Annotated in this window: 23 protein-coding genes; 10 read left to right on the top strand and 13 right to left on the bottom strand. The window is 61.1% G+C overall.

Going from position 1 to position 25,217, the window contains the following annotated elements:
- The first annotated feature begins 19 nt into the window (after positions 1 to 19).
- Positions 20 to 1,636, top strand: coding sequence for an EAL domain-containing protein (locus tag AC07XZ_RS26445; RefSeq protein ID WP_085748039.1), 1,617 nt, complete (start codon positions 20 to 22; stop codon positions 1,634 to 1,636).
- Here AC07XZ_RS26445 and AC07XZ_RS26450 read toward each other — a convergent pair.
- The gene (locus AC07XZ_RS26450) at positions 1,633 to 3,423 is read right to left on the bottom strand and encodes a KinB sensor domain-containing domain (RefSeq protein WP_102688233.1); all 1,791 of its coding nucleotides are present in this window, start codon (positions 3,421 to 3,423) and stop codon (positions 1,633 to 1,635) included. The two genes, AC07XZ_RS26445 and AC07XZ_RS26450, sit on opposite strands and share 4 nt — an antisense overlap.
- A gap of 10 nt (positions 3,424 to 3,433) precedes the next feature.
- Positions 3,434 to 4,780 (bottom strand): sigma-54-dependent response regulator transcription factor AlgB, encoded by a 1,347-nt coding sequence (gene algB / locus AC07XZ_RS26455; RefSeq protein WP_007954049.1) that lies wholly within the window; start codon positions 4,778 to 4,780, stop codon positions 3,434 to 3,436.
- A gap of 427 nt (positions 4,781 to 5,207) precedes the next feature.
- On the opposite strand from algB, the gene AC07XZ_RS26460 reads away from it, so the two are divergent.
- From AC07XZ_RS26460 to AC07XZ_RS26480, 5 genes are all read left to right on the top strand, one after another.
- Positions 5,208 to 5,492, top strand: a complete 285-nt coding sequence (locus AC07XZ_RS26460) for a hypothetical protein (protein WP_102688232.1) — start codon at positions 5,208 to 5,210, stop codon at positions 5,490 to 5,492.
- A gap of 67 nt (positions 5,493 to 5,559) precedes the next feature.
- Entirely contained in the window at positions 5,560 to 5,724 is a 165-nt protein-coding gene (locus AC07XZ_RS26465; protein WP_003177151.1) for a DUF1328 domain-containing protein, read from the top strand.
- A 2-nt stretch (positions 5,725 to 5,726) separates the two neighbouring features.
- Positions 5,727 to 6,191 carry an inhibitor of vertebrate lysozyme family protein gene (locus AC07XZ_RS26470; protein ID WP_085748037.1) on the top strand — a complete coding sequence of 155 codons (465 nt, stop codon included), beginning with the start codon at positions 5,727 to 5,729 and terminating at the stop codon, positions 6,189 to 6,191.
- Positions 6,192 to 6,888: 697 nt separating this feature from the next.
- Positions 6,889 to 8,220: a glutamate/aspartate:proton symporter GltP gene (gene gltP, locus AC07XZ_RS26475; RefSeq protein WP_102688231.1), complete on the top strand. Its 1,332-nt coding sequence runs from the start codon at positions 6,889 to 6,891 to the stop codon at positions 8,218 to 8,220.
- Positions 8,221 to 8,421: 201 nt separating this feature from the next.
- Positions 8,422 to 9,651 (top strand): nucleoside recognition domain-containing protein, encoded by a 1,230-nt coding sequence (locus AC07XZ_RS26480; RefSeq protein ID WP_011331768.1) that lies wholly within the window; start codon positions 8,422 to 8,424, stop codon positions 9,649 to 9,651.
- A gap of 3 nt (positions 9,652 to 9,654) precedes the next feature.
- Here the strand turns inward: AC07XZ_RS26480 and AC07XZ_RS26485 are convergent, their stop codons facing one another.
- The 9 genes from AC07XZ_RS26485 to AC07XZ_RS26525 all read right to left on the bottom strand — a co-directional run bounded on the left by AC07XZ_RS26485 (position 9,655) and on the right by AC07XZ_RS26525 (position 19,831).
- Positions 9,655 to 10,281 carry an ABC-type transport auxiliary lipoprotein family protein gene (locus tag AC07XZ_RS26485; protein ID WP_085748036.1) on the bottom strand — a complete coding sequence of 209 codons (627 nt, stop codon included), beginning with the start codon at positions 10,279 to 10,281 and terminating at the stop codon, positions 9,655 to 9,657.
- Positions 10,278 to 11,216 carry an MlaD family protein gene (locus AC07XZ_RS26490; protein WP_102688230.1) on the bottom strand — a complete coding sequence of 313 codons (939 nt, stop codon included), beginning with the start codon at positions 11,214 to 11,216 and terminating at the stop codon, positions 10,278 to 10,280. The genes AC07XZ_RS26485 and AC07XZ_RS26490 overlap by 4 nt, the downstream gene beginning before the upstream one ends.
- 1 nt (position 11,217) lies before the next feature.
- Positions 11,218 to 12,021 (bottom strand): ABC transporter ATP-binding protein, encoded by an 804-nt coding sequence (locus AC07XZ_RS26495; RefSeq protein ID WP_102688229.1) that lies wholly within the window; start codon positions 12,019 to 12,021, stop codon positions 11,218 to 11,220.
- Positions 12,018 to 13,166: an ABC transporter permease gene (locus AC07XZ_RS26500; RefSeq protein ID WP_045121722.1), complete on the bottom strand. Its 1,149-nt coding sequence runs from the start codon at positions 13,164 to 13,166 to the stop codon at positions 12,018 to 12,020. Before AC07XZ_RS26500 ends, AC07XZ_RS26495 begins: the two co-directional genes overlap by 4 nt.
- 55 nt (positions 13,167 to 13,221) lie before the next feature.
- Entirely contained in the window at positions 13,222 to 14,250 is a 1,029-nt protein-coding gene (locus AC07XZ_RS26505) for a DUF5924 family protein (RefSeq protein ID WP_039764894.1), read from the bottom strand.
- 75 nt (positions 14,251 to 14,325) lie between these two features.
- A complete protein-coding gene (locus AC07XZ_RS26510) occupies positions 14,326 to 15,717 on the bottom strand; it encodes a M16 family metallopeptidase (RefSeq protein ID WP_007954066.1) in 1,392 nt (463 codons plus the stop codon).
- A 94-nt stretch (positions 15,718 to 15,811) separates the two neighbouring features.
- Complete coding sequence (locus AC07XZ_RS26515; protein WP_102688228.1) at positions 15,812 to 17,470, bottom strand: Na/Pi cotransporter family protein; 1,659 nt, start codon at positions 17,468 to 17,470, stop codon at positions 15,812 to 15,814.
- 214 nt (positions 17,471 to 17,684) lie between these two features.
- The gene (locus tag AC07XZ_RS26520; RefSeq protein WP_007954068.1) at positions 17,685 to 18,452 is read right to left on the bottom strand and encodes a TerC family protein; all 768 of its coding nucleotides are present in this window, start codon (positions 18,450 to 18,452) and stop codon (positions 17,685 to 17,687) included.
- A gap of 71 nt (positions 18,453 to 18,523) precedes the next feature.
- Complete coding sequence (locus AC07XZ_RS26525; RefSeq protein WP_007954069.1) at positions 18,524 to 19,831, bottom strand: CitMHS family transporter; 1,308 nt, start codon at positions 19,829 to 19,831, stop codon at positions 18,524 to 18,526.
- Between the two features lie 335 nt (positions 19,832 to 20,166).
- On the opposite strand from AC07XZ_RS26525, the gene AC07XZ_RS26530 reads away from it, so the two are divergent.
- Entirely contained in the window at positions 20,167 to 20,568 is a 402-nt protein-coding gene (locus tag AC07XZ_RS26530; RefSeq protein ID WP_102688227.1) for a GFA family protein, read from the top strand.
- Here the strand turns inward: AC07XZ_RS26530 and AC07XZ_RS26535 are convergent, their stop codons facing one another.
- Complete coding sequence (locus AC07XZ_RS26535) at positions 20,569 to 20,895, bottom strand: DOPA 4,5-dioxygenase family protein (RefSeq protein ID WP_102688226.1); 327 nt, start codon at positions 20,893 to 20,895, stop codon at positions 20,569 to 20,571.
- An 84-nt stretch (positions 20,896 to 20,979) separates the two neighbouring features.
- Between AC07XZ_RS26535 and AC07XZ_RS26540 the strand changes: the two genes are divergently transcribed.
- Positions 20,980 to 21,639: an NAD(P)-dependent oxidoreductase gene (locus AC07XZ_RS26540; RefSeq protein WP_102688225.1), complete on the top strand. Its 660-nt coding sequence runs from the start codon at positions 20,980 to 20,982 to the stop codon at positions 21,637 to 21,639.
- 4 nt (positions 21,640 to 21,643) lie between these two features.
- Here AC07XZ_RS26540 and AC07XZ_RS26545 read toward each other — a convergent pair whose 3' ends face one another.
- A complete protein-coding gene (locus AC07XZ_RS26545; protein WP_102688224.1) occupies positions 21,644 to 22,594 on the bottom strand; it encodes a choline sulfate utilization transcriptional regulator in 951 nt (316 codons plus the stop codon).
- A gap of 114 nt (positions 22,595 to 22,708) precedes the next feature.
- On the opposite strand from AC07XZ_RS26545, the gene betC reads away from it, so the two are divergent.
- Both betC and choX read left to right on the top strand, forming a co-directional pair.
- A complete protein-coding gene (betC, locus tag AC07XZ_RS26550; RefSeq protein ID WP_102688223.1) occupies positions 22,709 to 24,223 on the top strand; it encodes a choline-sulfatase in 1,515 nt (504 codons plus the stop codon).
- Positions 24,224 to 24,239: 16 nt separating this feature from the next.
- A complete protein-coding gene (gene choX / locus AC07XZ_RS26555; RefSeq protein WP_102688222.1) occupies positions 24,240 to 25,157 on the top strand; it encodes a choline ABC transporter substrate-binding protein in 918 nt (305 codons plus the stop codon).
- The last annotated feature ends 60 nt before the right edge of the window (positions 25,158 to 25,217 follow it).

Here is a 25,217-nt window from a genome sequence, read left to right on the forward strand (position 1 = left end):
GGTAATTCTGCGGATATCCATGATGGTTGCTACCCGAGAGACGCTGCGTAGCTGGTTTTATCGCCCCTGGTTTCTGGCGATGATCGCGGCTGTCCTCAGTGCGAGCCTGCTGATCACCGGCGGGCTGTTCGTGGCCATGCGCCAGGTCGAACAAAGCGAAAGCCAGGAAATGAACGCCCAGGGCGAGCGGTTCCTGGCGCGTCTGGAGCAACTGTTCGGCCAGTTGCGCGAAAGCCTCGACGACCTCGAAGCCCAGCCCTTGCGCAGCTGCGACGACGAAATGATCGCCACGTTGCAGCAAGTGACGTTCAACTATCGTTTCGTCTATGAAGCAGCCTACATGGACGCCACGCGGATCTGCTCCAACCGCCCCCGTCAGGAAGGTCTGTCGGTGATCCGCCCTCCGGACATCAAGGGCCCAACCTACAGCTACTGGCTGAACACCACCACCGAACCCGATGAAAACCGCGCAGCGCTGATGCTCGGGCGCGGCAACTTTCGCGTAGCCACCTCGCGCGGACATCTCACCGACATGGTCGACCTGTTGCCCGGCAGCAGCCTGTTGGTAGTGCTGGATCACGGGACCCGGGCGATTCCGGTGCTCGGCGTTCCGCAGGCCTGGCCACCCACCGAGCCCTGGCCGCCGAAAACCCCGAACGCGCTGCAAGTCACCCAGTCACACCTGATCTACCGCATGCCCACTGACAACCCGGAATACCAACTGGTGCTGATCAGCCCGCGCACGGGCATGCATATTCCGGAGCTCTGGTGGTGGATGGTGCCTTTCTGTCTGGTGCTCGGTGCGCTGGTGGGCGTTCTGGTGTTCTGGGTCGTGCGCCAGCGCCAGTCGCTGGATGCCGAGCTGCACGGCGCCATCCGCCGTGGCGAGTTGCAGGTGCTTTATCAACCGATCTTCGATCTCGACAGCCGCAACTGCGTCGGTGCCGAAGCCCTGCTGCGCTGGCGCCGGCCGGACGGCACGCTGACCAGCCCTGACCTGTTCATCCCGATGGCCGAGAACACCGGACAGATTCGCCAGATGACCGACTTCGTCCTGCAACGCCTGCTCGAGCAGTTGGGTCAGTTGCTGCGGGCCAATCCGCAGCTGTACATCTCGGTGAACCTGGCCGCCTGCGACGTGATGGTGCCGCGCATCGGCCAGGTCATGGCGCGGCTGCTGACCCTGCATCGGGTGGCGGCGCGGCAGATTGCTTTCGAGGTGACCGAGCGCGGCCTGATCGATGTGGTGGTAGCCCGGGAAAACCTGCAGGCGCTGCGCGATGTCGGGCATCAGGTGCTGATCGACGATTTCGGCACCGGCTATTGCAGCCTGGCCTATTTGCAAACCCTGCCGGTGGATTGCCTGAAGATCGACAAGGCCTTCATCGACGCCCTCGGCCATGACGCCGCCAGCAGCGGTGTCGCGCCACACATCATTCACATGGCCCAGGCGCTGGACCTGAAGGTGATTGCCGAAGGGATCGAATTCGAGTCACAAGCGGCGCTGCTGAGCAGCGAAGGGGTGAAGTTCGGTCAAGGCTGGTTGTTCGCCCACGCCTTGAGCGCGGTGCAGTTCATCGAACTGATTACCCGTGGACGGCGACTCGCCGGCCGCCGGATCGACGACGAAGCCTAAACCGCCAGCGCCATATAGAACTGCGTGCCCTGCCCCGGCCGCGAGTAAACACCCATCCGCCCGCCGTGCAACTGGACGATTTCCTTGCACAGCGCCAGACCCAGCCCGGCCCCGCCCTTTTTCCTGCCGACCTGGACGAACGGTTCGAAGATCCGCCCTTGTTGACCGTAGGCAATTCCTTCGCCGTTGTCTTCGACGCTGATGATCACCCGTTCGCCATGGCGCCGGGCCTGCAAGCGGATCAGCCCGTCGCGCGCCGTGTGGCGCAAGGCGTTGTCGATCAGGTTGTCGAGGACTCGATCGAGCTGCGCCTGATCCGCCTGCAAGCGTGGCAGCGGGCCTTGCGCTTCGACTTGCAGGGTAACGCCCTTCTGCGCCGCCGAATCGGCGAAACGCAAACGCGCCTGCTCCAGCAGATCCTCGATGGAGCACGGCGCCAGCGTGAGCTTCTGCAAACCGCTCTGATAACGCGAAAAGTTGAGCAGATCGTTGATCAACTGCATCAGGCGCTGCATTTCTTCATTGACCGTGTCGAGCAGGTCGGACTCGCGCGACTCCGGAGGAAACTTAGCCCGCTCGCGGAACAGCCCGAACGCCATGTGCATGCCCGTGACCGGTGTGCGCAATTCGTGAGACGCGCGCAGCACGAACTCGCTGCGCACCCGTTCGAAGGCGCGCTGCTCGGTGACGTCATGCAAAACCATCACGGCGCCGAGGATATGCCCCTGGGTATGGCTGACCGGCGTAAGGCTGTAGGTCAGCAGGCGCGACTCGCCATCGACCTCGATGCTCAAGTCTTCCGGCGCCCGCTCAAGGTTGCCGCCGCGCAACACCAGTTGCAGCTGTGCATCCAGCTCTGGACGCTGAAGCGCTGTGCCCAGGCCCTCGCCGAAACGGTCGCTGTCCCAGCCCAATTGTCGCTGGGCCACCGGGTTCAAGTGTTCCAGACGACCCTGACGGTCGATCATCAGCAAACCGTCATCGATGCTGTCAAGTACCGCTTGCAGGCGCTGCTGGCCAGCGAGCAGTTCGTCGACATTGGTCGCCTGATGCTCGCGCAGGGCTTCGGCCATCAGCCCGAAGCGGCGCGTCAACAGATTGATCTCCATCGCCGAGGACACCGGCAGGGTCACTTCGAAATTGCCCTGGCCGATATTGTCCGCCGCTTTGGCCAACGCTTCGATCGGCGCACCAAAACGCCGCGCAATGCCCTGGGCGGTAACGAAACCAATGATCAGCACTGCCAGCCCCACCAGCCCGAGCAGGCCGGAAATCAGCAGCGCCCGGTCACGGGCAGCGTGCTGGACAGCGTTGATGTTATCCAGCGCGTGCTTGTGCTCGGTGATCAAACCGTTACGCAGGGTGTTGAATCGTTCGCGCAAGTCGCCACTACCACTCAGGGCGGCGCCCGGATCGCGGGAGATATCGAACGCCTCAAGGAAGGTCAGGTAATCGCTCTTCGCCTGACTGAAGCCATATTGGCGATTGTCGTTTTTCTGCTCTTGGGCGATACCCTCGTCGAGCAATTCGAAATAGCGTTGTTTGGATGCTTCGAACGCCACGGGATCGGGTTTCTCGGCAAGCATCATGATCAGTTGATCGCCAAGCGTCTGCCGCAGCTTGAGCCCCAGATCGAGGGTGACGAAGTTGTTGCGGATCAGCGCCTCCTGAGTCCCGGCCATCTGCATCACGCTGACCAGCCCGAGCATCAGCCCGAGCAAGGCCACGGTGATCAGCGCGGAAATGCTCAGGAACAAGCGAGTCCGCAACTTCATCGCCAGTTTCATCGGCGGATGCTCACAGGTTGTACTGCTTGCGCTTGCGATACAGGGTCGAGGCGTCGATCCCCAGAGTCTTGGCGGCCTGATCGAGAGTGCCGGCAGTCGCCAGTACTGCGCCGATATGGGCTTTCTCCAGCTCATCGAGGCTCAGCGCGGCGCCAACCCGTGGCGCGTTGTTCGCCGGTTGTTCGGCCATGCCGAGGTGGCTGATTTCCACACGCTCCTGCGGGCAGATGATGCTCGCCCGCTCGACCACGTTACGCAGTTCGCGGATATTGCCGGGCCAGCGATAACCCAACAGTGCTTCACGAGCCTCATCACTGAAACCCCGCGCGGGGCGCGCGTATTCCTTCACGAAGCGAGCGAGGAAACGGTCGGCCAGGGTCAGGATGTCTTCGGCCCGTTCGCGCAGTGGCGGCAAATGCAGGGTGATGACGTTCAGGCGATAGAGCAGGTCTTCACGGAAACGCCCGTCGCGCACCATGTCTTCAAGATTGAGGTTGGTGGCGGCGAGAATACGCACATCGGCGCGGCGGGTGACCGGATCCCCTACCCGCTCGTATTCCTTGTCCTGGATGAAACGCAGCAACTTGGGTTGCAACGTCAGCGGAAAATCGCCGATCTCGTCGAGAAACAGCGTGCCGCCATCGGCTTGGTTAACCCGACCCAGCGTGCTTTCGCTGGCCCCGGTGAACGCGCCACGACTGTGACCGAACAGCTCGCTCTCCATCAGTTCGGCGGTCAGCGACGGGCAATTGATGGTGACGCAGGATTTCTTCTCGCGCTTGCTCCAGCCGTGAATGGCTCGGGCCAGCTCACCTTTACCGGTGCCCGACTCACCCAGGATCAGGATGTTGGCGTCGGTGCCCGCCACTTGCCGCGCGGTTTCCAGTACGACTTTCATCGCCGGGCTGTGGGAATCGAGACCGTCCTTGGGTTTGCGGATCTCGCCTTCGAGGGCTTCCAGACGCGCCGACAGCTGGCGCACTTCAAGCTGCTTGGCGGTCGCAAGGCGCAATTGATCCGGGCTGCACGGTTTGACCAGATAATCGGCAGCGCCGGCCTGAATCGCGTCTACCGCGGTATCGACAGCCGAATGCGCGGTGACGATCACCACCCGCATCCACGGCGCCTGAATGCGCATCTGCGCCAATACATCCAGGCCGTTGTCTTCACCCAGGCGCAAATCAAGGAAGCACAGGTCGAACACCTGGCGTTGCAGCAGCGCGTCAGCCTGAGCCGCGCTGTTGGCGGTGGCGACGGTATAACCTTCGTCTTCGAGGCAATAACGAAAGGTTCGCAGGATGGCGGATTCATCGTCCACCAGCAGAATGCGGCCTTGGTGCTCAGTGGCTGATTCCATTTTTCCTACGCTCCATAAGTGAATGTCTTGGGTTAGTCCCGGAAAAATCGGGCAAGTTGCATGGTTGATTCTGATCGATTCGAGTCATTGCAGGGTAGCTCTCTCCTGCCCTAACGGCTAATCGACTGATTTCATTGGTTTTTTAAACATCGCACAGTTTCAGGTCGGTTTCCTGCCTACTTTTCTGACATCCGTACCCTGTCCTCAATTCAAAAATAATGATTTCTCCTACGAAATAATCGTGCATTACGCACGACCCTATGCGGACCATCGTGCAGGATGCGTCGTCAGGAATTTTCATACTGTTTGTAACTAGTTGATTTTATTGGTTTTTTTTAATCAAAAAAGCTGGCACGCAGGCTGCAATACCTCTCTCAGCCCGGGCAGATATGCACTGCCCCAATCGAACAAGAGTGAGGAACCCAGGATGACTCGCCCACGTGCCGCCCAAATGAGTATTTCGCCACTGCACTTGCAGCAGGCCCTGTTTGGCGCACTTGCGCTGCTGATCACGCTGATCGCCTGCCAGCAATACCTGCGCTGGGAGCAGAGTCAGCAACCTGAGCCACTGATCTCGATGCAACACGCGACGCAGACGCACTTCAGCGCCGTCAGCAGCAGCCAGGCCGACAACGGCGCGATGCGCATGATGGACGTCGACCAGCCACAGCCACTGGGCGACATGCCCCGTGAAGAACGCTGGGTTTTCTGATCAACGAATCTGGGCGCCCCCGCGCCGAGACCGGCAACATCCCTAAATAGAAGCAAGGAGAATCACCATGTTGAGCTGGGCAATCACATTCCTGATCATTGCCATCATCGCTGCAGTACTGGGCTTCGGTGGTATCGCGGGCACCGCCACGGGTATCGCCAAGATTCTCTTTGTCGTGTTCCTGGTGATGTTCATCGCTTCCTTCTTCTTTGGCCGTCGCGGTCGAGGTTGAACATGAAGGGTTTAAAGACACTGGCAGCCGCCCTGCTCCTGGGCGGTAGTGCCATGGCGATGGCGGCCAATGACGGCCAGGCGCGGGTCAACGAACTGTTGAGTTCCGACCCGCAATACAGGGAAACCTGGGAAGGTGTGGTGAAGAAGGAGGAACGCCTGCCGGAATGGGTGATGAACCTGTCCGGTACGCCTGACCAGCAGATGAATGCCGTAACCGAAGATGGCGACAAGTATCTGGTCGGCCCGCTCTGCGAATCCGCAGACAAGTGCATGAACCATCGCTTGATCGTCGCGTTCAGTTTCGACAAGAAAGACGCTTACGCCATGCTTGTGGATGTGCCTGAAGGGCTGCCGGCAGACAAGTCGCCCACGCGACATGCCACTTACCGCTTCCTCGGCAAACCCGATCAGGGCATGCAGGATCTTCTGATGGAAACGCTGAAGAAAGATCCGAACTGGTATTGAACACGAGGGCAGCCGAAAGGCTGTCCTCCATTGCGTCGGCCCGAGGAAGGCCGGTGCATGACCAGGGGGCCGGGATGTTCTGACTGTTGCAGGGTCGGAGTGACCTACGGGTACAGGGAGTGCCTGCGATGAGGGCCGGGTCAGGGTAAAAGCTGCGACGCAAGTTCGCCAACCGAAGCGGTTTGACGGACTTGCGCTGAGCTTTCAACACGACAAAATGTTGATCCAGAGCGTCCTGCTCTTCATTTTTATCGCCCACACTGCGTGCTAAAGCATTTCGCGGTGTTTCGTCGCGACCGTATATCGAGAAAGAGTCGATCCACCAAGTCGGACATTTAGTTTCCGAACGTAGGCTTTTTCCCAAATTTTTCGTCGAAATCACTCGTTCAAAAAATAACCAACCTACGCTGTAATGGCCGGTTCACGGCACTTATGCCTGCCGAAATGTCGTATTCGAACCGGTTGGGACGCCAGTTTCATTTAAAAAAGCTCATGCCGATTCGGCATAGGGTAGGCGTTTACGGCATTAGACGGCGCAACCTTGCATCGGAATAGTTGCGCCTTTTTTCGCCTGCCGGAGAGCCGTAAACACGCGCTTCGGGGCACCTTATACGGAGGCAGATGCACAGACTTTTCCGCTGATGAGCGTTCCAGTTCCTGCATGTGCCTGAGTCAAACGCAAGTAAGGGTAAAGATAATGAAGAAGGCAAAGCTTAGCCTCGCCTGGCAGATCCTCATCGGTCTGGTATTGGGGATTGCAATCGGTGCGTTGCTCAACCATTTCAGTGCCGAGAAGGCCTGGTGGATCAGCAACGTCCTGCAACCGGCAGGCGATATCTTTATCCGTCTGATCAAGATGATCGTGATCCCGATCGTCATCTCTTCCCTGATCGTCGGCATTGCCGGCGTGGGCGACGCCAAGAAGCTCGGGCGCATCGGCCTGAAGACCATCATCTACTTCGAAATCGTCACTACCATCGCCATTGTTGTCGGCCTGCTGCTGGCCAACCTGTTCCATCCGGGTGCCGGCATCGACATGAGCACCCTGGGCACCGTCGATATCTCCAAGTACCAGGCGACCGCCGCCGAAGTGCAGCATGAACACGCGTTCATCGAGACCATCCTCAACCTGATCCCGTCGAACATCTTCGCGGCCATGGCCCGCGGCGAAATGCTGCCGATCATCTTCTTCTCCGTGCTGTTCGGTCTCGGTCTGTCGAGCCTGCAGTCGGACCTGCGCGAGCCGCTGGTGAAGATGTTCCAGGGCGTCTCGGAAAGCATGTTCAAAGTCACCCACATGATCATGAACTACGCCCCGATCGGCGTATTCGCTCTGATCGCGGTGACCGTGGCCAACTTCGGTTTCGCCTCGCTGCTGCCGCTGGCCAAGCTGGTGATCCTGGTTTACGTCGCCATCGCCTTCTTCGCCTTCGTGATTCTGGGCCTGATCGCCAAGCTGTTCGGTTTCTCGGTGATCAAGCTGATGCGCATCTTCAAGGATGAGCTGGTGCTGGCTTACTCCACCGCCTCCTCGGAAACCGTACTGCCACGCGTGATCGAGAAGATGGAAGCCTACGGCGCACCGAAAGCCATCTGCAGCTTCGTGGTACCGACCGGCTACTCGTTCAACCTCGACGGTTCGACCCTGTACCAGTCCATCGCGGCGATCTTCATTGCCCAGCTGTACGGCATTGACCTGTCGATCAGCCAGCAACTGCTGCTGGTCCTGACCCTGATGGTGACCTCCAAAGGTATCGCCGGCGTGCCGGGCGTGTCCTTCGTGGTACTGCTGGCCACTCTGGGCAGCGTGGGTATCCCGCTGGAAGGCCTGGCCTTCATCGCCGGTGTCGACCGTGTGATGGACATGGCGCGTACCGCCCTGAACGTGATCGGCAACGCCCTCGCCGTACTGGTCATCGCCCGCTGGGAAGGCATGTACGACGACGCCAAGGGCCAGCGCTACTGGAACTCGCTGCCGCACTGGCGCAGCAAGGAAAAACTGCCGGCCGGTGAAATCTCCAAAAACTGATGCAAAACCCTGTGGGAGCTGGCTTGCCAGCGATGAGGTGCGCACATTCAACATATTCGCTGAATGAACACCGCCATCGCGGGCAAGCCCGCTCCCACAGTGGTTGATGCAAGCCTTACCAACAAACCCCGGAGAAATCCGGGGTTTGTCGTTTCTGGCGACCCCGCTATCATTCGCCGCATCTTCCGGGGGATTTGACTGATGCTTAATGGCCTGTGGCTTGGCTTCTTCGTCGTGGCAGCCGTTTCGGCGCTGGGGCAATGGCTGATCGGCGGCAACGCCGGGATCTTCGCGGCGATGGTGGAAAGCATTTTTGCCATGGCCAAGCTGTCGGTCGAAGTCATGGTGCTGCTGTTCGGCACGCTGACCCTGTGGCTGGGCTTCCTGCGCATTGCCGAAAAGGCCGGCATCGTTGAATGGCTGGCCAAAGTGCTCGGGCCACTGTTCCTGCGGCTGATGCCGGAAGTTCCAGCCGGACATCCCGCGCTGGGCCTGATCACCCTGAACTTCGCCGCCAACGGTCTGGGCCTGGACAACGCCGCCACGCCGATCGGCCTTAAAGCCATGAAGGCGCTGCAAGAGCTCAACCCCAGCTCGACCATCGCCAGCAACGCGCAAATCCTGTTCCTCGTACTGAATGCCTCGTCCCTGACCCTGCTGCCGGTGACGATCTTCATGTATCGCGCCCAGCAAGGCGCGCCGGACCCGACGCTGGTGTTCCTGCCGATCCTGCTGGCGACCAGTTGCTCGACCATCGTCGGCTTCCTGTCGGTGGCGTTCATGCAGCGCCTGCGCGTGTGGGACCCGGTGGTGCTGGCTTACCTGATTCCCGGCGCGCTGATCCTCGGCGGCTTCATGGCGTTGCTCGCGACAATGTCGGCCACTGCGCTGGCGGGCCTGTCGTCGATCCTCGGCAACCTGACGCTGTTCGGCCTGATCATGCTGTTCCTGGTGATCGGCGCGTTGCGCAAGGTGAAGGTTTACGAGGCCTTCGTCGAAGGCGCGAAGGAAGGTTTCGACGTCGCCAAGAACCTGCTGCCGTATCTGGTGGCGATGCTTTGCGCGATCGGTGTATTGCGTGCATCGGGCGCACTGGATTTCGGCCTCGACGGCATCCGTCATCTGGTGGAGTGGGCAGGGTGGGACACACGCTTCGTTGACGCGCTGCCGACGGCGATGGTCAAACCGTTCTCCGGCAGCGCCGCCCGGGCGATGCTGATCGAAACGATGAAGACCTCGGGCGTGGACAGCTTCCCGGCGCTGGTGGCGGCGACGATCCAGGGCAGCACCGAAACCACGTTCTACGTATTGGCGGTGTACTTCGGCGCGGTGGGCATTCAGCGCGCCCGGCATGCCGTCGGTTGCGCGCTGCTGGCCGAGCTGGCGGGTGTGCTCGGCGCTATCGGCGTCTGCTACTGGTTCTTCGGCTGATATTCAGGGCCGGGCAGGTGGGGCAACTTTCTGCCCTTGCTCCACCGCCCACGCCACCACCTTCGCGGTGAGGCGATCACTGGCCTGACCGAAGCCGGCCACCACCGCCGGCACCTTCACATCACTGAGCGGCTGACGTTCTTCGAAGCGGCGACTGGCGAGGATCCGCTGGTCGTAACCGCGCACCAGCAACGCATCGACCCGCACCACCACGCTGGCCTGCGTGCCCTGATACTCGGTCTGAAACGCCTGCAGGCTGCCACCCAGTTCCAGGTCCGCCTGGAAATTGCTGTCGTCGGTGCTCAACAGCGACACCCGGCCATCGCGCTGGAAGCCATCGAGCAAGCGGTTACGCACCAGCACCGGCGCCGGATCGCTCCAGCGCGAGGCCTTGTAACTGCTGATCACATCGCCCTGAGGAATCACCGCGATGCTCGGCCGGTTCAGCGCTTCACTGGCCTGCAGTTTGTTCAGGCGCAGCGACCAGTGCTGGGTAGATGCCGAACTGGCCGAGGCGGGCGCCTGTGCCGTCGGCAGGCGATAGACATCCGACGGTTCGGACTTGGGCAGGATCGAGCACGCGCTGATCAGCGTGAAGCCGGCGAGGAGGGCGAGGCGAATCAGCTTCATGGCGTGAACTCCTTGTTCTTGTCACTGCCCAGCAGGTAACCGCTGGGGTTGGCCTCCAGGCGTTGGGAAATGGCGCGCAGCGAATTCAGGGTTTCACGCAGTTCGCGGATCGCCGGGGCCAGGCCGTTGAGGCCCTGCATGCCGCTGTCGAGGGAATTCTGATTCTTGCTCAACAGACCATTGATGGTGGCGCTGCTCTGCTCCAGGGATTTCATCGCCTGCTCGGCGCTGCCGAGCGCCTGTTTGCCCTGATCGTTGAGCAGGCCGTTGGCGTTGCGCATCAACGCGGACGTCTGTTCAAGCATGTTGCCGGCCTGTTTGCCGACCGTCGCCAGTTGCTGCATGGCCTGGCGCAGGTCGCCGCGCTGATCGTTGATCGAGCCGGTGGTCTGCTCCAGATGTTCAAGGGTTTTGCTCACGCGCTCGATGTTGTCGGCAGAGAACATCTGATTGGCATTACTCAGCAACGTCGTGACCCCGCTCATCAAATCGTTGCTGTCGCTGAGCAGCCGCGAGATGGGCGAAGGCGAGGCGACGATGGTCGGCAGATTGCCGTCATGGCCCTTGAGTTTCGGGCTTTGCGGCGTGCCTCCGCTGAGCTGGATGATCGACGTGCCGGTGATCCCGGCCAAGGCCAGTTTGGCCTCGGTGTCTTCCTTGACCGGCGTGTCGCCGGCCAGGCGAATGCGTGCCAGCACTCGACGCGGGTCCTTCGGATCAAGGCGCAGGCTGACCACATCGCCGACCTTGATCCCGCTGTACTGCACCGGACTGCCGCGGGACAGCCCGCTGACCGCCTCGTTGAAGACGACTTCGTAATCCTTGAACTCGGTGTCGACGCTGGACTTGGCCAGCCACAGACCGAAGAGCAGGGCGCCCGCCACCACAATCACCGTGAACAGGCCGATCAATACATGATGGGCTCGGGTTTCCATGTCAGACCTCGTTGAGCTGTTTGGCGGCGTCCAGCGCCGAGCGGCCGCGAGGGCCGTGGAAGTATTCGTGAATCCACGCGTCATCGGTTTCCGAGACCACGTCGATGGGACCGGCCACCAGCACTTTCTTCTGCGCCAGTACCGCGACGCGGTCAGTGATGGTGTAGAGCGTATCGAGGTCGTGGGTCACCAGAAACACGCTCAGGCCCAGCGCGTCGCGCAGGGTCAGGATCAATTGGTCGAACTGCGCCGCGCCAATCGGATCGAGGCCGGCAGTGGGTTCGTCGAGAAACAGAATGTCCGGGTCCAGCGCCAGCGCCCGGGCCAGTGCCGCGCGCTTGATCATGCCGCCGGACAGCGAGGCCGGGTACTTGTCCGCCGCCGACAGCGGCAGCCCGGCCAGCGCCAGCTTCACTGCCGCCAGATGCTCGGCGTCGTCGCGGCTGAGCCCGGCGTGTTCGATCAGGGGCAGGGCGACGTTCTCGGTGACGGTCAGCGACGAGAACAGCGCGCCTTTCTGAAACAGCACGCCAAAGCGCCGCTCGATCAACGAACGCTCATGCTCCGGCAAGCTCGGCAGGTTCTGGCCGAACACCTTGACCATGCCTTCGCTGGGCCGGCGCAAGCCGACGATGCTGCGCAGCAACACCGATTTGCCGCTGCCTGAGCCGCCGACCACGGCCAGGATCTCGCCTTTGTACAAGTCGAGGTCGAGGTTCTCGTGCACGCTCTGACGGCCGAAGCGATTGCACAGGCCACGGACTTCGATCACCGCCTCGGAGGGCGCGCGGGGTAGACGACTCACCAGCCCATCTCCATGAAGAACAACGCGGCGACCGCATCGAGCACGATCACCACGAAAATCGATTGCACCACGCTTGAGGTGGTGTGGGCGCCGACCGATTCGGCGCTGCCGCTGACCTTGAAGCCTTCCAGACAGCCGATGGCGGCAATCAGGAACGCGAAGATCGGGGCTTTGACCAGGCCCACCAGGAAATGTTGAATCCCTATGTCGCTTTGCAACAGCGACAGGAACATCGCCGGCGAGATATCCAGCGACACCGCGCAGACCACTGCGCCACCGACGATCCCGCAGATCATCGCCAGAAAGGTCAGCATCGGCAGCGCCACCAGCAGCGCCAACACCCGGGGCACCACCAGTAATTCCATGGGGTCGAGGCCGAGGGTGCGAATCGCGTCGATTTCCTCGTTGGCCTTCATCGAGCCGATCTGCGCGGTGAAGGCACTGGCGGTGCGGCCGGCCATCAGGATCGCCGTGAGCAGCACCCCGAACTCGCGCAGGAAGGCGAAGCCCACCAGATCCACGGTGAACACGCTGGCACCGAAACTGGCCAGCACCGTCGCCCCGAGGAACGCCACCACCGCGCCCACCAGAAAGGTCAGCAACGCGACGATGGGCGCGGCGTCGAGGCCGGTCTGTTCGATGTGCGCAATCATCGGCGTGATCCGCCAGCGCTTGGGTCGGAACAGGCTGCGGGCGATGGTTTCGAGGATCAGGCCGACGAAGCCGAGCAATTGCAGGGTGTCTTGCCAGACCGTGTCGACGGCCCGGCCGATGCGGGTCAGCAATTGCACGCTGACGCTGATTTCCGGTTCCTTGATCGGCACGCAGAAGTCGGTCAGCGAGCGATACACGGTTTGCAGCAAGGCGCGGTCGGCGCTGGAAATCGTGCAGTCAGGGTGTTCGGCGGATTTTCCCAGCCGCTCGGAGCCGAGCAGTTCTACGAGCAGCGACGCGCCGGCGGTGTCGAGGGCGCCGAGGCCGTTGAGATCGATAGGGGTGTTGGCGTCGTACTGGCCGTGGAGCGTTTCGCTCAGTTGCTTGAGGTCGGCGTAATGGGCAAGCGTCCAGTCCCCGGTGACCCGCAGGCGGGCAGGGGTGATCGAGGTGTCCAGGCGGGCACTGCCGGTCATTGGGCTGCTGGTCATAAGCTCCGTGCTTGTTCGGCTGAATACGCTGGCATACGTAATAGCACGAACACGGTTACTTTTCTTTGGTCGGTGTGCTGTCCGTGACTTCGAAGCGCAGCACGCCAATCACCTGACCGTCCTCGGTCAACACCCGCACCTGCCATTTGCCTGCCGGGTTGCCGGGGAAATTCTGTTTGTGAGTCCAGGCCCGGTAGCCTTCCTTGCGCCCGCCGTGGATGTCGAGGGCAATGCGGTCGACCTCTTTGCCGTTGAATTGCCAGACGTGATAAATCCGCTCATCAAGCCCGCGCGGCGCGTTGATCGCGGTGTAGGCATAGAGCCCGCCGCCACGGATCTGTTCGGCGCTGACTTCCTTGAGGCTGGCGCCCGGAACCCGGTCCTGCACCTGAGTGCTGATCGCCACGTCGGTCATCCACAGCGTCGCCGGCGGCACCCACGAACGCAGGACCCAACCGACGCCACCGATGCCGACCGTGATACACAGGATCGCCAGCGCGTTGCGCACGGTGCGGATCGGGAAGATCGACGCCAGGCTCGGGAACGACAACACCACCGCAATCCCCAGCGCCCATTTGAAGCTTTGCGAGGTGGTCAGGTGCATGATCACCGGCAGCGCGGTGAGCAGGGCGGCGAACAGGGTCAGGGTGTGCAGCGCGAGGAACGCCCAGCGCCGTGGCGCCAGCCATTTGTAGTAGAGCGGGTCAACGATCGAGATCAGCGCCGCGATGCACAGCAGCCCGGTGAAAAACAGCTGGCCGCTGTTCCAGGTGGTGGTGATGAAGAAGAACGGCAGGACGAAAAACAGGCTTTCCTGGTGGATCATCTGCGTCGCGTAACGCAGCAGCGGCTGGGGGATTTCCCGTTTGAAGATCCGCGTGAACAGCTTGGTCAGGCTGTTTTCCAGCATCAGCCAGATCCAGCTCAGCAGCATGATCGTGGTGATCCAGCTCGCCAGCCCCTGTTGCCGGTCGACCAGAATGAAACTGCCGACCCCGGAGATGAAACCGCCGAGCGCAATGACCCCGGGGTAGCGCTTCATCAGTTCGAGAATGCGCTGGATCAGTAGGGTCAATTTAGACATTTGGGCGGTTCACGACAGTCGAGGAAAAAACCCCGACAGAGTACCGCCCGCCGGGCCGTGTGGCGAGGCTGCCGGTCAGTCTGGGTGCACGGATTTGCGCCGATGCAGGCGCCAGCCGAGCAGGATCAGCACCAGCACGCCCAATCCGCCCGCCAGCAGCCACAACACCTGATCGTCGCTGAGCAGCGGTTTCTCGATCCGCAGATAGCCCGGTTGCAGCAGCAACTCGCGCATGGCCTTGTTCGCCGCCTCCAACGTCACGCCTTGCAGCTCCCGCGCAGGATCAGCGAAGCGCCCATCTTCGTAGTCGCCCAACGCGCTCCAGTAATAGTCGGCCATGGCGCTGGTGCCTTGCACGGCCCAGGCCTGATGGGCGATGGCGGCTTGTTTCAAGCGATTGAAGGTATCGGCATCAAGGCCGTTTTTCAGCAGGTCGGCCTTGAGGTCTTCCAGCACTTGTTCGGCTTCGGCAATGTCGCCGCGATCCAGGTCGGCGTTGAGGCTCATGAAACCGACGCCGCCGAACACCTCGCGCTCGGCCCACGGCCCGTAGGACAAACCGTGGTTCAGGCGCAATTGGCGATACAGCGCCCACTCCAGATATTCCTTGAGCAGGTCGAAGGTTTCGTCGTACTGATCGTCCAGCACCGGCTCCGGCACCAGCCAGTGCAGCTTGGCGCTGTTGCCGATGAAGCCGCGAGTGATCGTGCGTTCGTGAGCGGCGCTGGCGCGGATGTCCGGCAGCGGACGGTGTTCGCTCGGGTCGACCGCTTCCAGCGCGCCCCATGCCCGTTCCAGATAGGCCGGCAACAGCTTGTCGAGGTCGCCGACGACAATCAGGGTCATGTTGTTCGGCGCGTACCAGGCCTTGCGCACCTTCTCCAACTGTTCGCGGGTCAGGCCATCGACCTCGGCCCGCTGCGGGCATTTGAGGCCCAGTTCGACCGCCAGCTGATTGCTCGCGGTGTGGCCCAGGTCCTGCCGGTCGAGAAAGCGTTGCAGCCGGGTGTAATGACCGCCGTCCTCACGCTCGACCACTCGCTTGGCAGCGTTGATCGCGTTGTCGTCGAAGCGGGTCTGAGTCAGCAGGTCCAGCAGCAGGTCGAGGACCTTGCGCTGGTTTTTCGCCGGGGCTTCGATGACGAAGGTGGTGTCGGCGTTGCTGGTGAAAGCGTTCCAGTCACCGCCGAGGGCCTGCATGCGCTCTTCGAGGCCACCTTCGCCGGTGGCGTCGATGCCGCTGAACAGCAAGTGTTCGAGCAGGTGCGGCAGCTCCTTTTCATTGCAGTCGAAATCGTCGAGACCGACACCGATCACCAGCCGGATCGCCACGTGCCCACGCTCGGTCCCGGGCTTGAGCAGCAATTGCAAACCGTTGGGCAGCGCATAGCCTTCGACCTGAAAACGATCCAGGGCGAAGGCGGGCAGGGAACCGAGCAACAGACAGGCGAACAACAGGCAACGCATAACGAGCTTCCATACGGCTGAATTGGAGATCCGTGTCGTCAGTCCGGCCGCGAGGCCGAACCTTGAGTTACTGACTGACCACAACCCCAGACGTTCAAGGCGAATGCGTGATGTCCGCCATATCGTCCGCCGCCAGCGCGCCGGTATCGGAAGTTTCCAGCACCACATAGGCGCTGCTGCAGAACAGCGAGTTCAGGCGTTTCATGTCGGCAATCAACTCCAGGTGCAACGAACTGGTCTCGATACTCTGCACGATCTTACGTTGCAACCGGCTGACATGAGCGTGGGCCAGACGCCGTTCCTGTGCGCGAAAGCGACGTTTCTCGCGCAGCAACTGGCGGGCGCTTTCCTTGTCGCCGCTGAGGAACACCGACAGCCCCAGCCGCAGGTTGGCGATCAGTTGCTGGTGCAGCCCGGCCAGTTCTTCCAGGCCGTCTTCGGAGAACGACCGGCGTTGAGAAGTCTTCTGCTGCTGCACTTTGCGCAGCATGCGTTCGATCAGGTCGCTGGCCAGTTTGAGGTTGATCGCCAGCTCGATGATCTCCGCCCAGCGCCGACTGTCCTGCTCGCCGAGATCTTCGCGGGGCATCTGCGCCAGGTACAGCTTGATCGCGCTGTACAGCGCTTCGACGTCATCGGTCAGCTTGCGCATTTCCTGAGTGATGGCGGTCTGCTTGCCGCGCAGCACGTCGAGGGTCGCGTCGAGCATGTTGTCGATCAGGTCGCCCATGCGCAGGGTTTCCCGAGCGGCGTTGGCCAGCGCCAGACTCGGCGTGACCAGCGCGGTGGCGTCGAGGTGACGCGGCTTGGCGGTGCCGTTGACCTCCGGCCGCTCCGGCAGCAGCCAGGCGCACAGCCGCGCCATCGGCCCGACGCTCGGCAGCAGGATCAGGCAACGCGCGGTGTTGTAGAGCAGGTGGAAGCCGATGACCATTTCCTGCGGACTGAAATCCAGGCTGTCGATCCAGTGCACCAGCGGGTCGAGCACCGGAATGATCAGCAGCAGCCCGATCAGTTTGTACAGCAGGCTGCCCAGCGCCACCTGCCGGCCGGCGGCGTTCTGCATGCTGGTGCTCATGAACGCCAGCACGCCGCTGCCGATGTTGGCGCCGATCACCAGACCGATCGCCACCGGCAGACTGATCACCGCAGCGCCGGCGAGCGTCGCGGTCAGCAGAACGGCCGCCAGGCTCGAGTAGGAAATCATCGCGAACAACGCACCGACCAGGGCGTCGAGCAGGATATCGCCGGTCAGCGAGGCGAAAATCACCTTCACCCCTTGGGCATGGGTGATCGGCGCGGCGGCCTCGACGATCAGTTGCAGCGCCAGAATGATCAGCCCCAGCCCGATGGCCACACGGCCCATCTGCCCGAGCCGCGTCTGTTTGCGCGACAGAAAGAAAATCACCCCGATAAAAATCAGCAGCGGCGACAGCCACGACAGGTCGAACGTCAGCACCCGCGCCATCAGTGCCGTACCGACGTCGGCACCCAGCATGGTCGCCAGGGCCGGAGTCAACGCCATCAGGCCCTGACCGACAAACGACGTCACGAGCATGGCGGTGGCGTTGCTGCTCTGCACCATCGCAGTGACAACGATGCCGGCGACAAAGGCCAGCCAGCGTTTGGACATGTTCTGGCCGATCACATGGCGCAGATTGGTGCCGTACACCCGCAGGATGCCGGTTCGGACGATGTGCGTGCCCCAGATCAGCAGGGCCACGGCAGAGAGCAAATTGAGCAGGGTGAGCATGCAGACCCCCTGTAATGGCAGCGCCCCAGAGGGGCAAGTGGACGGTACCGCGCAATTTCTACGTTCTGATACTTAAGCTGTAGTTGGCTAACGGTCTGGGCGCCAGCATTGCACAGCTAAAGCGGGGATTGAAACAAAAGCGTCATGAAAACAGGTTCATGCGGCCATGAAAAAAGGGCCCGAAGGCCCTTTGATCTGTTGCGCAGCGTTCGGGTTACTGACCCGGAATATCCTTGCGCAGTTTCACCGGATCCTGCTGTTTGCGTTTTTTCGCGATGGCGGTGCGCATCTTGATGTTGATCGCTTCGACCGCCAGCGAGAACGCCATGGCGAAGTAGACGTAGCCTTTCGGTACGTGCACGTCGAACGACTCGGCAATCAGCACGGTACCGACCACCAGCAGGAACGACAGCGCAAGCATTTTCAGCGACGGGTGCTTGTCGATGAACTCGCTGATCTTGCCCGAGGCCAGCATCATCACCAGCACGGCCACGATGATCGCCGCAACCATGACCGGAACGTGGGACACCATGCCGACGGCGGTGATCACCGAGTCCAGCGAGAACACGATGTCGATGATCGCGATCTGGATGATGGTGTAGAGGAAATTGCCGCCCTTGCCGCCAGGCGTCTCGTCGCTCTCATCTTCACCTTCCAGCGCGTGGTACATCTCCTGGGAGCTTTTCCACAGCAGGAACAGACCACCGAAGAACAGGATCAGGTCGCGACCGGAAATGCCCTGGCCGAACACTTCGAACAGGTCGGCGGTGAGGCGCATGACCCAGGTGATCGACAGCAGCAACAGGATCCGCGTGATCATGGCCAGGCCAAGACCGAAGATCCGGGTGCGCTGCTGCATGTGTTTGGGCATGCGGCTGACCAGGATCGAAATCATGATGATGTTATCGATGCCCAGAACGATTTCCAGGGCGGTCAGGGTGAAGAAGGCAACCCAAATCTCAGGGTTGGTCAGCCATTCCATGTGTATTCCTTTGAGCGAGTGTTAAACCAGGACGCCAGCAATCAGCTGGCGTCCTGGTGAGTTTGGTGCCGTTACAACGTGCTGAACAGCGGGAAAGTCCCCAACAGCAAGGCTGCGACCAGTATGCACAGGCAGACCAGCACTGCCCACTTCAGGGTGAAACGCTGATGATCGCCGAACTCGATCCCCGCCAGTGCGACCAGCAGGTATGTCGACGGCACCAGTGGGCTCAGCAGGTGAACCGGCTGACCGACGATCGAGGCACGGGCCATTTCCACCGCGGTGATGCCGTAATGGCTGGCCGCTTCGGACAACACCGGCAACACACCGTAGTAGAACGCATCGTTCGACATGAAGAACGTGAACGGCATGCTCACCAGCGCCGTGATCACCGCCAGGTACGGGCCGAGGAAATCAGGGATCACCGCCAGCAGGCTTTTCGACATCGCATCGACCATGCCGGTGCCCGACAGGATACCGGTGAAAATGCCTGCCGCGAAGATCAGACTGACCACCGACAGCACGCTGCCGGCGTGGGCGGCGACGCGATCCTTCTGCATTTGCAGGCAAGGGTAGTTGACGATCATGGCAATACTGAACGCCACCATGAACAGCACCGGCAGCGGCAACAGGCCGGCGATCAGAGTGCACATCAGGGCCAGGGTCAGCAGGCCGTTGAACCAGATCAGTTTCGGACGGCGGGCATCCGGGAATTGCGAAACGCTGATTTCGCTGTGATCGATTTCGTCGCCGATCAGGTGCAGCTCACCCAGACGCGCACGCTCACGTTTGCCGTAGAAGTAGGCAATGATCAGGATCGCCACCACACCGGCAGCCATCGCCGGGATCATCGGTACGAAAATGTCCGACGGGTCCACGTGCAGCGCACTGGCGGCACGGGCGGTCGGGCCACCCCATGGGGTCATGTTCATCACGCCGCCGGCGAGGATGATCAGACCGGCCATGATCCGCGGGCTCATGCCGATGCGGCTGTACAGCGGCAGCATGGCGGCCACGCAGATCATGTAAGTGGTCGCGCCGTCACCATCGAGGGAAACGACGAGCGCCAGTACGGCGGTGCCGACCGAAACCTTCAGCGGGTCACCCTTGACCAGTTTGAGGATCTTGCGCACGGCCGGGTCGAACAGGCCGGAGTCGATCATCAGGGCGAAATACAGAATCGCGAACATCAGCATCACGCCGGTCGGCGCAAGCTTGGTAATACCTTCGAGCATCATCGGGCCGATCTTCGGCGCAAAGCCACCGAACAAAGCGAACAGGATCGGGATGATGATCAAAGCGATCAGCGCAGACAGGCGCTTGGTCATGATCAGGAACATGAACGTGATGACCATGGCAAAGCCAAGGAAAGTCAGCATGGGAATACTCCAGGCGTAGCGCGGCTAGGTAAGTGAGCGGATCGGCGGGATCAGCGCAGAACGGGAAGCACGAGGCGTACGAGCGGAGTGTCAGAAAAAAGGCGTGGGAGGAGGCGGGTTACAGAGGACATCAGAATCACCATTGTTGTTGTTAATTGGGCCTGTCGTGCGAGCAATCACACGCGTTGGCCAACCGGTCTGTTGCCGGCAGTGGGGGCGATCCTAATCGGGGAACCTTTCAGCTACCTTTCGCGCAAGAAAGCTTTGGGCGAACGGCCAACCGGCCGTCGGATGCGGGCTAGAGTCAATGAACACGGGAAGCGGAGGGCAGGGCGATGACTGAGTTGCACGGCGGTGGCTGCCATTGCGGACATATCCGCTATCAGTTCAGCGGCGCGTTGCAGGACATCGCCCACTGTCATTGTTCGATCTGTCGAAAGGTCAGCGGTGGCATCGTCACTACCTGGATCACGCTGCCGGCGGCGAACTTCCAGTGGCTGGCGGGGACGCCTTCGCGCTATGACTCATCGACCAGTTGCGCCCGGTTCTTCTGTCCGAACTGCGGCGCACAACTGGCGCTGGTAACGTTGCTCAGTCCCGAGAGCATCGATCTGACGATTGCCACACTGGATCATCCAGAACTGGCCGCCGCCGAGCGGCATATCTGGACCGACAGCCAGTTGCCGTGGCTGCACCTGGACGAGCATTTGCCGGGCGAGCCCGAAGAAACCATCTGATTAAAAAACAGACAGATCCAGCGGCCGCATCGCGCCCATCCAGATCGCGTGTTCGGTGTGATCGAGCAAGTCATCGCCGGTGTCCGGGTGCAGGAACACCACCAGTCCCTTGCGATTGAGCGCCAGCCACGGCAGCACATCGCCGATCAACTCCGGGCCGAAGGCCAGCTGGCAGCTCCAGTCCGGGTGCGGGCCGACCGGACGTTCATGCACGCGGCCCATCTTCAATGGGAATAATTGCGCGGCCTGCTCACACAGCGCCCGCGCCTGTTCGATCGTGCTGGCGTCGAAATAAACGTGGGCGTGATAACCCTTGATCGTCTGCATCGCAAACCCTCTGAATCGGTTCGAACCCTCGGCGTTGCCCGTATGTCACACGCCATACAAGGGAAAACAAAAGGGACCTCAGCCATGAAAAATGCCGAAACCCCGGCGGTGAAAGTGGTGCTCTATGGTGCCATGAGTAGCCTGGGCAGTGCGTTGATGGCTGAACTGCTGCGTCGCCAGCACGAAGTCATCGCGATCCTCGACGATCTGACGGCGCTCGCGCCACGGCCGGGGCTGCGCACCAAAAGCGGCGATCTGCTCGATGCCGAGCGGGTCAATCAGAGCGTGGCCGGCAGCACGGCGGTGATCTGCCTGCTGAATGCGCCAGGCTTGCCGCTGAGCAGCGATCATGTCGAGAAATCCGTGGTGCTGGGGCCGGTGGAACAGGTGCTGGCGGTGGATGCGTTGATCGACGGATTGCAGGCGGCGAACATCTCGCGACTGTTTGTCATCGGCGAATTCGAAGCACTGGACGATCCGGAAAACGCAGACCCATTGCAACGCCACGCCGCCGAAGAAGTGCGCGAAGCCCTGCAAAGCAGCCCGCTGCACTGGACGCTGGTGAACGCACCGCGCAGCGTCGCCGGGCTGACGATCGAGCATTTCAATCAGGTCGGCCGCACGCTCGAACCGGGTCTGGCCGAACCGCTGGAGCGCCTGAACCGGGTGGCGGTGGGCATTGCCGATGAGCTGCGGCTGAATTTGCATCTGCGCCAGCACGTGGATTTTGTCGCCGCCTCTTGATCCGTTACACCGCAATCGACGGCAGCGCCAGCCCGGCCAAGGATTCGGCGCTGCTCGCCTGTTCAGCCATCAGCCAATCCACGAACGTCTGGATCAACGCGCCCCGGCGTTTGCGCTGCGGCAGCACCACGTAATAACCGAGGCGCGACAGGGTGGTTTCGGCGATCGGCCGGCACAGCAGACCCTGGGTAAGCAAGTTATCCACAAGGTGCCGCCAGCCGATCGCCACACCCTGACCGCCAATCGCGGCTTGAATCAACAAGGTGTAATTGTCGAAGCGCAGCTGGCCCGGGGCTGGCGGCGTGCTGATGTTCAGTGCGCGGAAGAGACCGCTCCAATCGAACCAGTTACTGCTGTTTTCCCCGCGCAGGTGCAGCAGCGGAAACTCCATCAATGCCTGGGCCGGCAAGGGCAGGGGGCGATCCTTGAGCAGTTGCGGGCTGCACACCGGAAACACTTCTTCGCTGAACAACCAGTGACTTTCGCCCTGTTTGAAGCGACCGTCGCCGAACAGAACGGCAACGTCGATATCCGGACGCAGCATGTTGTGATTGCGTTCGCTGGTGACCAGGCTCACGTCCACCTGTGGATAAGCTTCATGGAAGCGGTGCAGACGCGGCATCAGCCAATACGCGGCGAAAGCGAAATCGGTGGCGACCTGCAGCACTTCATGTTGCTGTTGCGTGCTGATCGCGCTCAATCCTGCGTCGATATTCTGCAAACCGAGGGTAACCTGCTCGAACAGGATCGAGCCGACCTCGGTCAGTTCGATGCCCCGGTAGATGCGATCGAACAGTCGCGTTCCGAGCTGTTCCTCCAGCCGTTTGATCTGCTGACTGATCGCCGGTTGCGTCGTGCCGAGCTCAACCGCCGCAGCGGTAAAACTGCGATGACGGGCCGCCGCCTCGAAGGCGCGCAACAGGTCCAGCGACAAAACACCGAGGGCTTCATACATAAGCTGTGCTTATCCTAGTCATTGTCCGGCGCGGGCTTTACCGGATATTGCGGGGAATCCATGCTCGATCGCAGCAATGTCGCATAAATATTCACTATGGAATGCCGCGATCACATGAAGCGCAAGAACATTCTTTTCATCATGGCCGATCAAATGGCCGCGCCAATGTTGCCGTTCTACGGCCCATCGCCGATCAAACTGCCGAATCTCAGCCGCCTCGCCGAACAAGGCGTGGTGTTCGATGCCGCCTACTGCAACAGCCCGCTGTGCGCGCCTTCGCGCTTCACCCTGGTCAGCGGCCAGTTGCCGAGCAAGATCGGCGCCTACGACAACGCCGCCGATTTCCCCGCCGACATTCCCACTTACGCGCATTACTTGCGCCGCCTCGGTTATCGCACCGCGCTGTCGGGCAAGATGCATTTCTGCGGCCCCGATCAACTGCACGGTTACGAAGAGCGCCTGACCAGTGACATTTATCCGGCCGACTACGGCTGGGCGGTGAATTGGGACGAGCCCGACGTGCGGCCGAGCTGGTATCACAACATGTCTTCGGTGCTTCAGGCCGGCCCGTGCGTGCGTACCAACCAGCTCGATTTCGATGAAGAGGTGGTGTTCAGGGCTCAGCAATACCTGTTCGACCATATCCGCGAGGACGGCGATCAGCCGTTCTGCCTGACCGTGTCGATGACTCACCCTCACGATCCGTACACGATTCCCAAGGCGTTCTGGGATTTGTACGACGATGCGAATATCCCGCTTCCGACGACGCCGGATCAGCATTCACTCGATCCGCACTCCCAGCGTTTGCTCAAGGTCTACGACCTGTGGGACAAGCCGCTGCCTGTGGATAAAATCCGCGACGCACGCCGCGCGTACTTCGGTGCATGCAGTTATATCGACGCCAACGTCGGCAAACTTCTGCAAACCCTCGAAGATTGTGGGCTGACGGACGACACCGTCATCGTGTTCTCCGGCGACCATGGCGACATGCTGGGAGAGAAGGGCCTCTGGTACAAAATGCACTGGTACGAAATGGCCGCTCGAGTGCCCCTGTTGATAAGTGCACCCGGTCAGTTCAAATCGGGCCGTGTCAGCTCTGCCGTCTCCACCGCCGACCTGTTGCCGACCTTCGTCGAACTGGCCGGCGGCAGCCTGGAACCAAGTCTGCCGCTCGATGGCCGTTCGTTGGTGCCACATCTGCAAGGGCAGGGCGGTCACGACGAGGTATTCGGCGAATACATGGCCGAAGGCACTGTCAGTCCGCTGATGATGATCCGCCGTGGCGCCTTCAAATTTATCTACAGCGAAACCGACCCTTGCCTACTCTTCGATGTGGACAACGATCCGCGCGAGCAGGAAGAACTCAGCCAATCACCGCAACATCGCCAGCTTTTCGACGATTTTCTTGCTGAAGCACGGGCCAAGTGGGACATCCCGGCGATCCACCGTGAAGTCCTCGAAAGCCAGCGTCGCCGGCGCTTCGTCTCCGAGGCGCTGACGATCGGCAAGCTGAAGAGCTGGGATCACCAGCCGCTGGTGGACGCCAGTCAGCAGTACATGCGCAACCACATCGACCTCGATGACCTGGAGCGCAAGGCCCGTTATCCACAACCCTGCCAAAACCAATAACGTTAAGGGGAAGTCCATGGTCAAGTTATCCACAGTCGTGACGGTCAGTCTGCTGGCACTGGGCAGCGCATCCGCGTTCGCCGAGAGCTGCGACACGGTGAAAATGGCCGACCCCGGCTGGAGCGACATCGCCGCGACCAACGCCATCACCGGGTTTCTGCTGGATGGCATGGGCTACAAGGCCAAGGTCGACACCCTCGCGGTGCCGATCACCTTTGGCGGCTTGAAGGATGGCCAGGTTGACGTGTTCCTCGGCAACTGGATGCCGGCGCAGCAGGGCTTCTACGACAAGTTCGTGGCCACCGGTGACGTCACCCAACTGGCGAAGAATCTCGACGGCACCGAATTCACCCTGGCCGTGCCGGATTACGTGTGGGATGCGGGTGTGCATAACTTTGCCGACCTGAATAAGTACGCCGATAAATTCGAGAAGAAGATCTACGGCATTGGCTCCGGTGCGCCGGCGAATATCTCGCTGCAGGAGATCATCAAGAAGAACGACTTCGACCTGGGCCAGTGGAAGCTGATCGAGTCCAGCGAACAGGCGATGCTGGCCGAAGTCTCGCGAGCGGTGAAGAAGCAGAAATTCGTCACCTTCCTCGGCTGGACCCCGCACCCGATGAACGTGCAGCTGAAAATGCATTACCTCAAGGGCGGCGAGAAGTACTTCGGCGACACGGGTAGCGTCTACACCCTGACCCGCAAGGGCTACGCCGAGGCCTGTCCGAATGTGGGTAAATTGCTGACCAATCTTTCGTTCACTCAGGAGATGGAGAACAGCATCATGGCCGAGGTGGTGAACAAGAAGGTCAGCAATGCGGAGGCGGTGAAGGCGTGGATCAAGGCGAATCCGGCGGTGTTGGACAAGTGGCTTGATGGGGTGAAAACGGTGGATGGCAAAGATGCATTGGCGGCGGTTAAAGCGAAGCTTTGATCGCGGTGTGCTGAAGGTCTGAGTTCGCTTTAGATCTTTTCCCCCCTCACCCCAACCCTC

It is taken from the genome of Pseudomonas sp. GW458-11-26-14-LB4 (assembly GCF_059423925.1).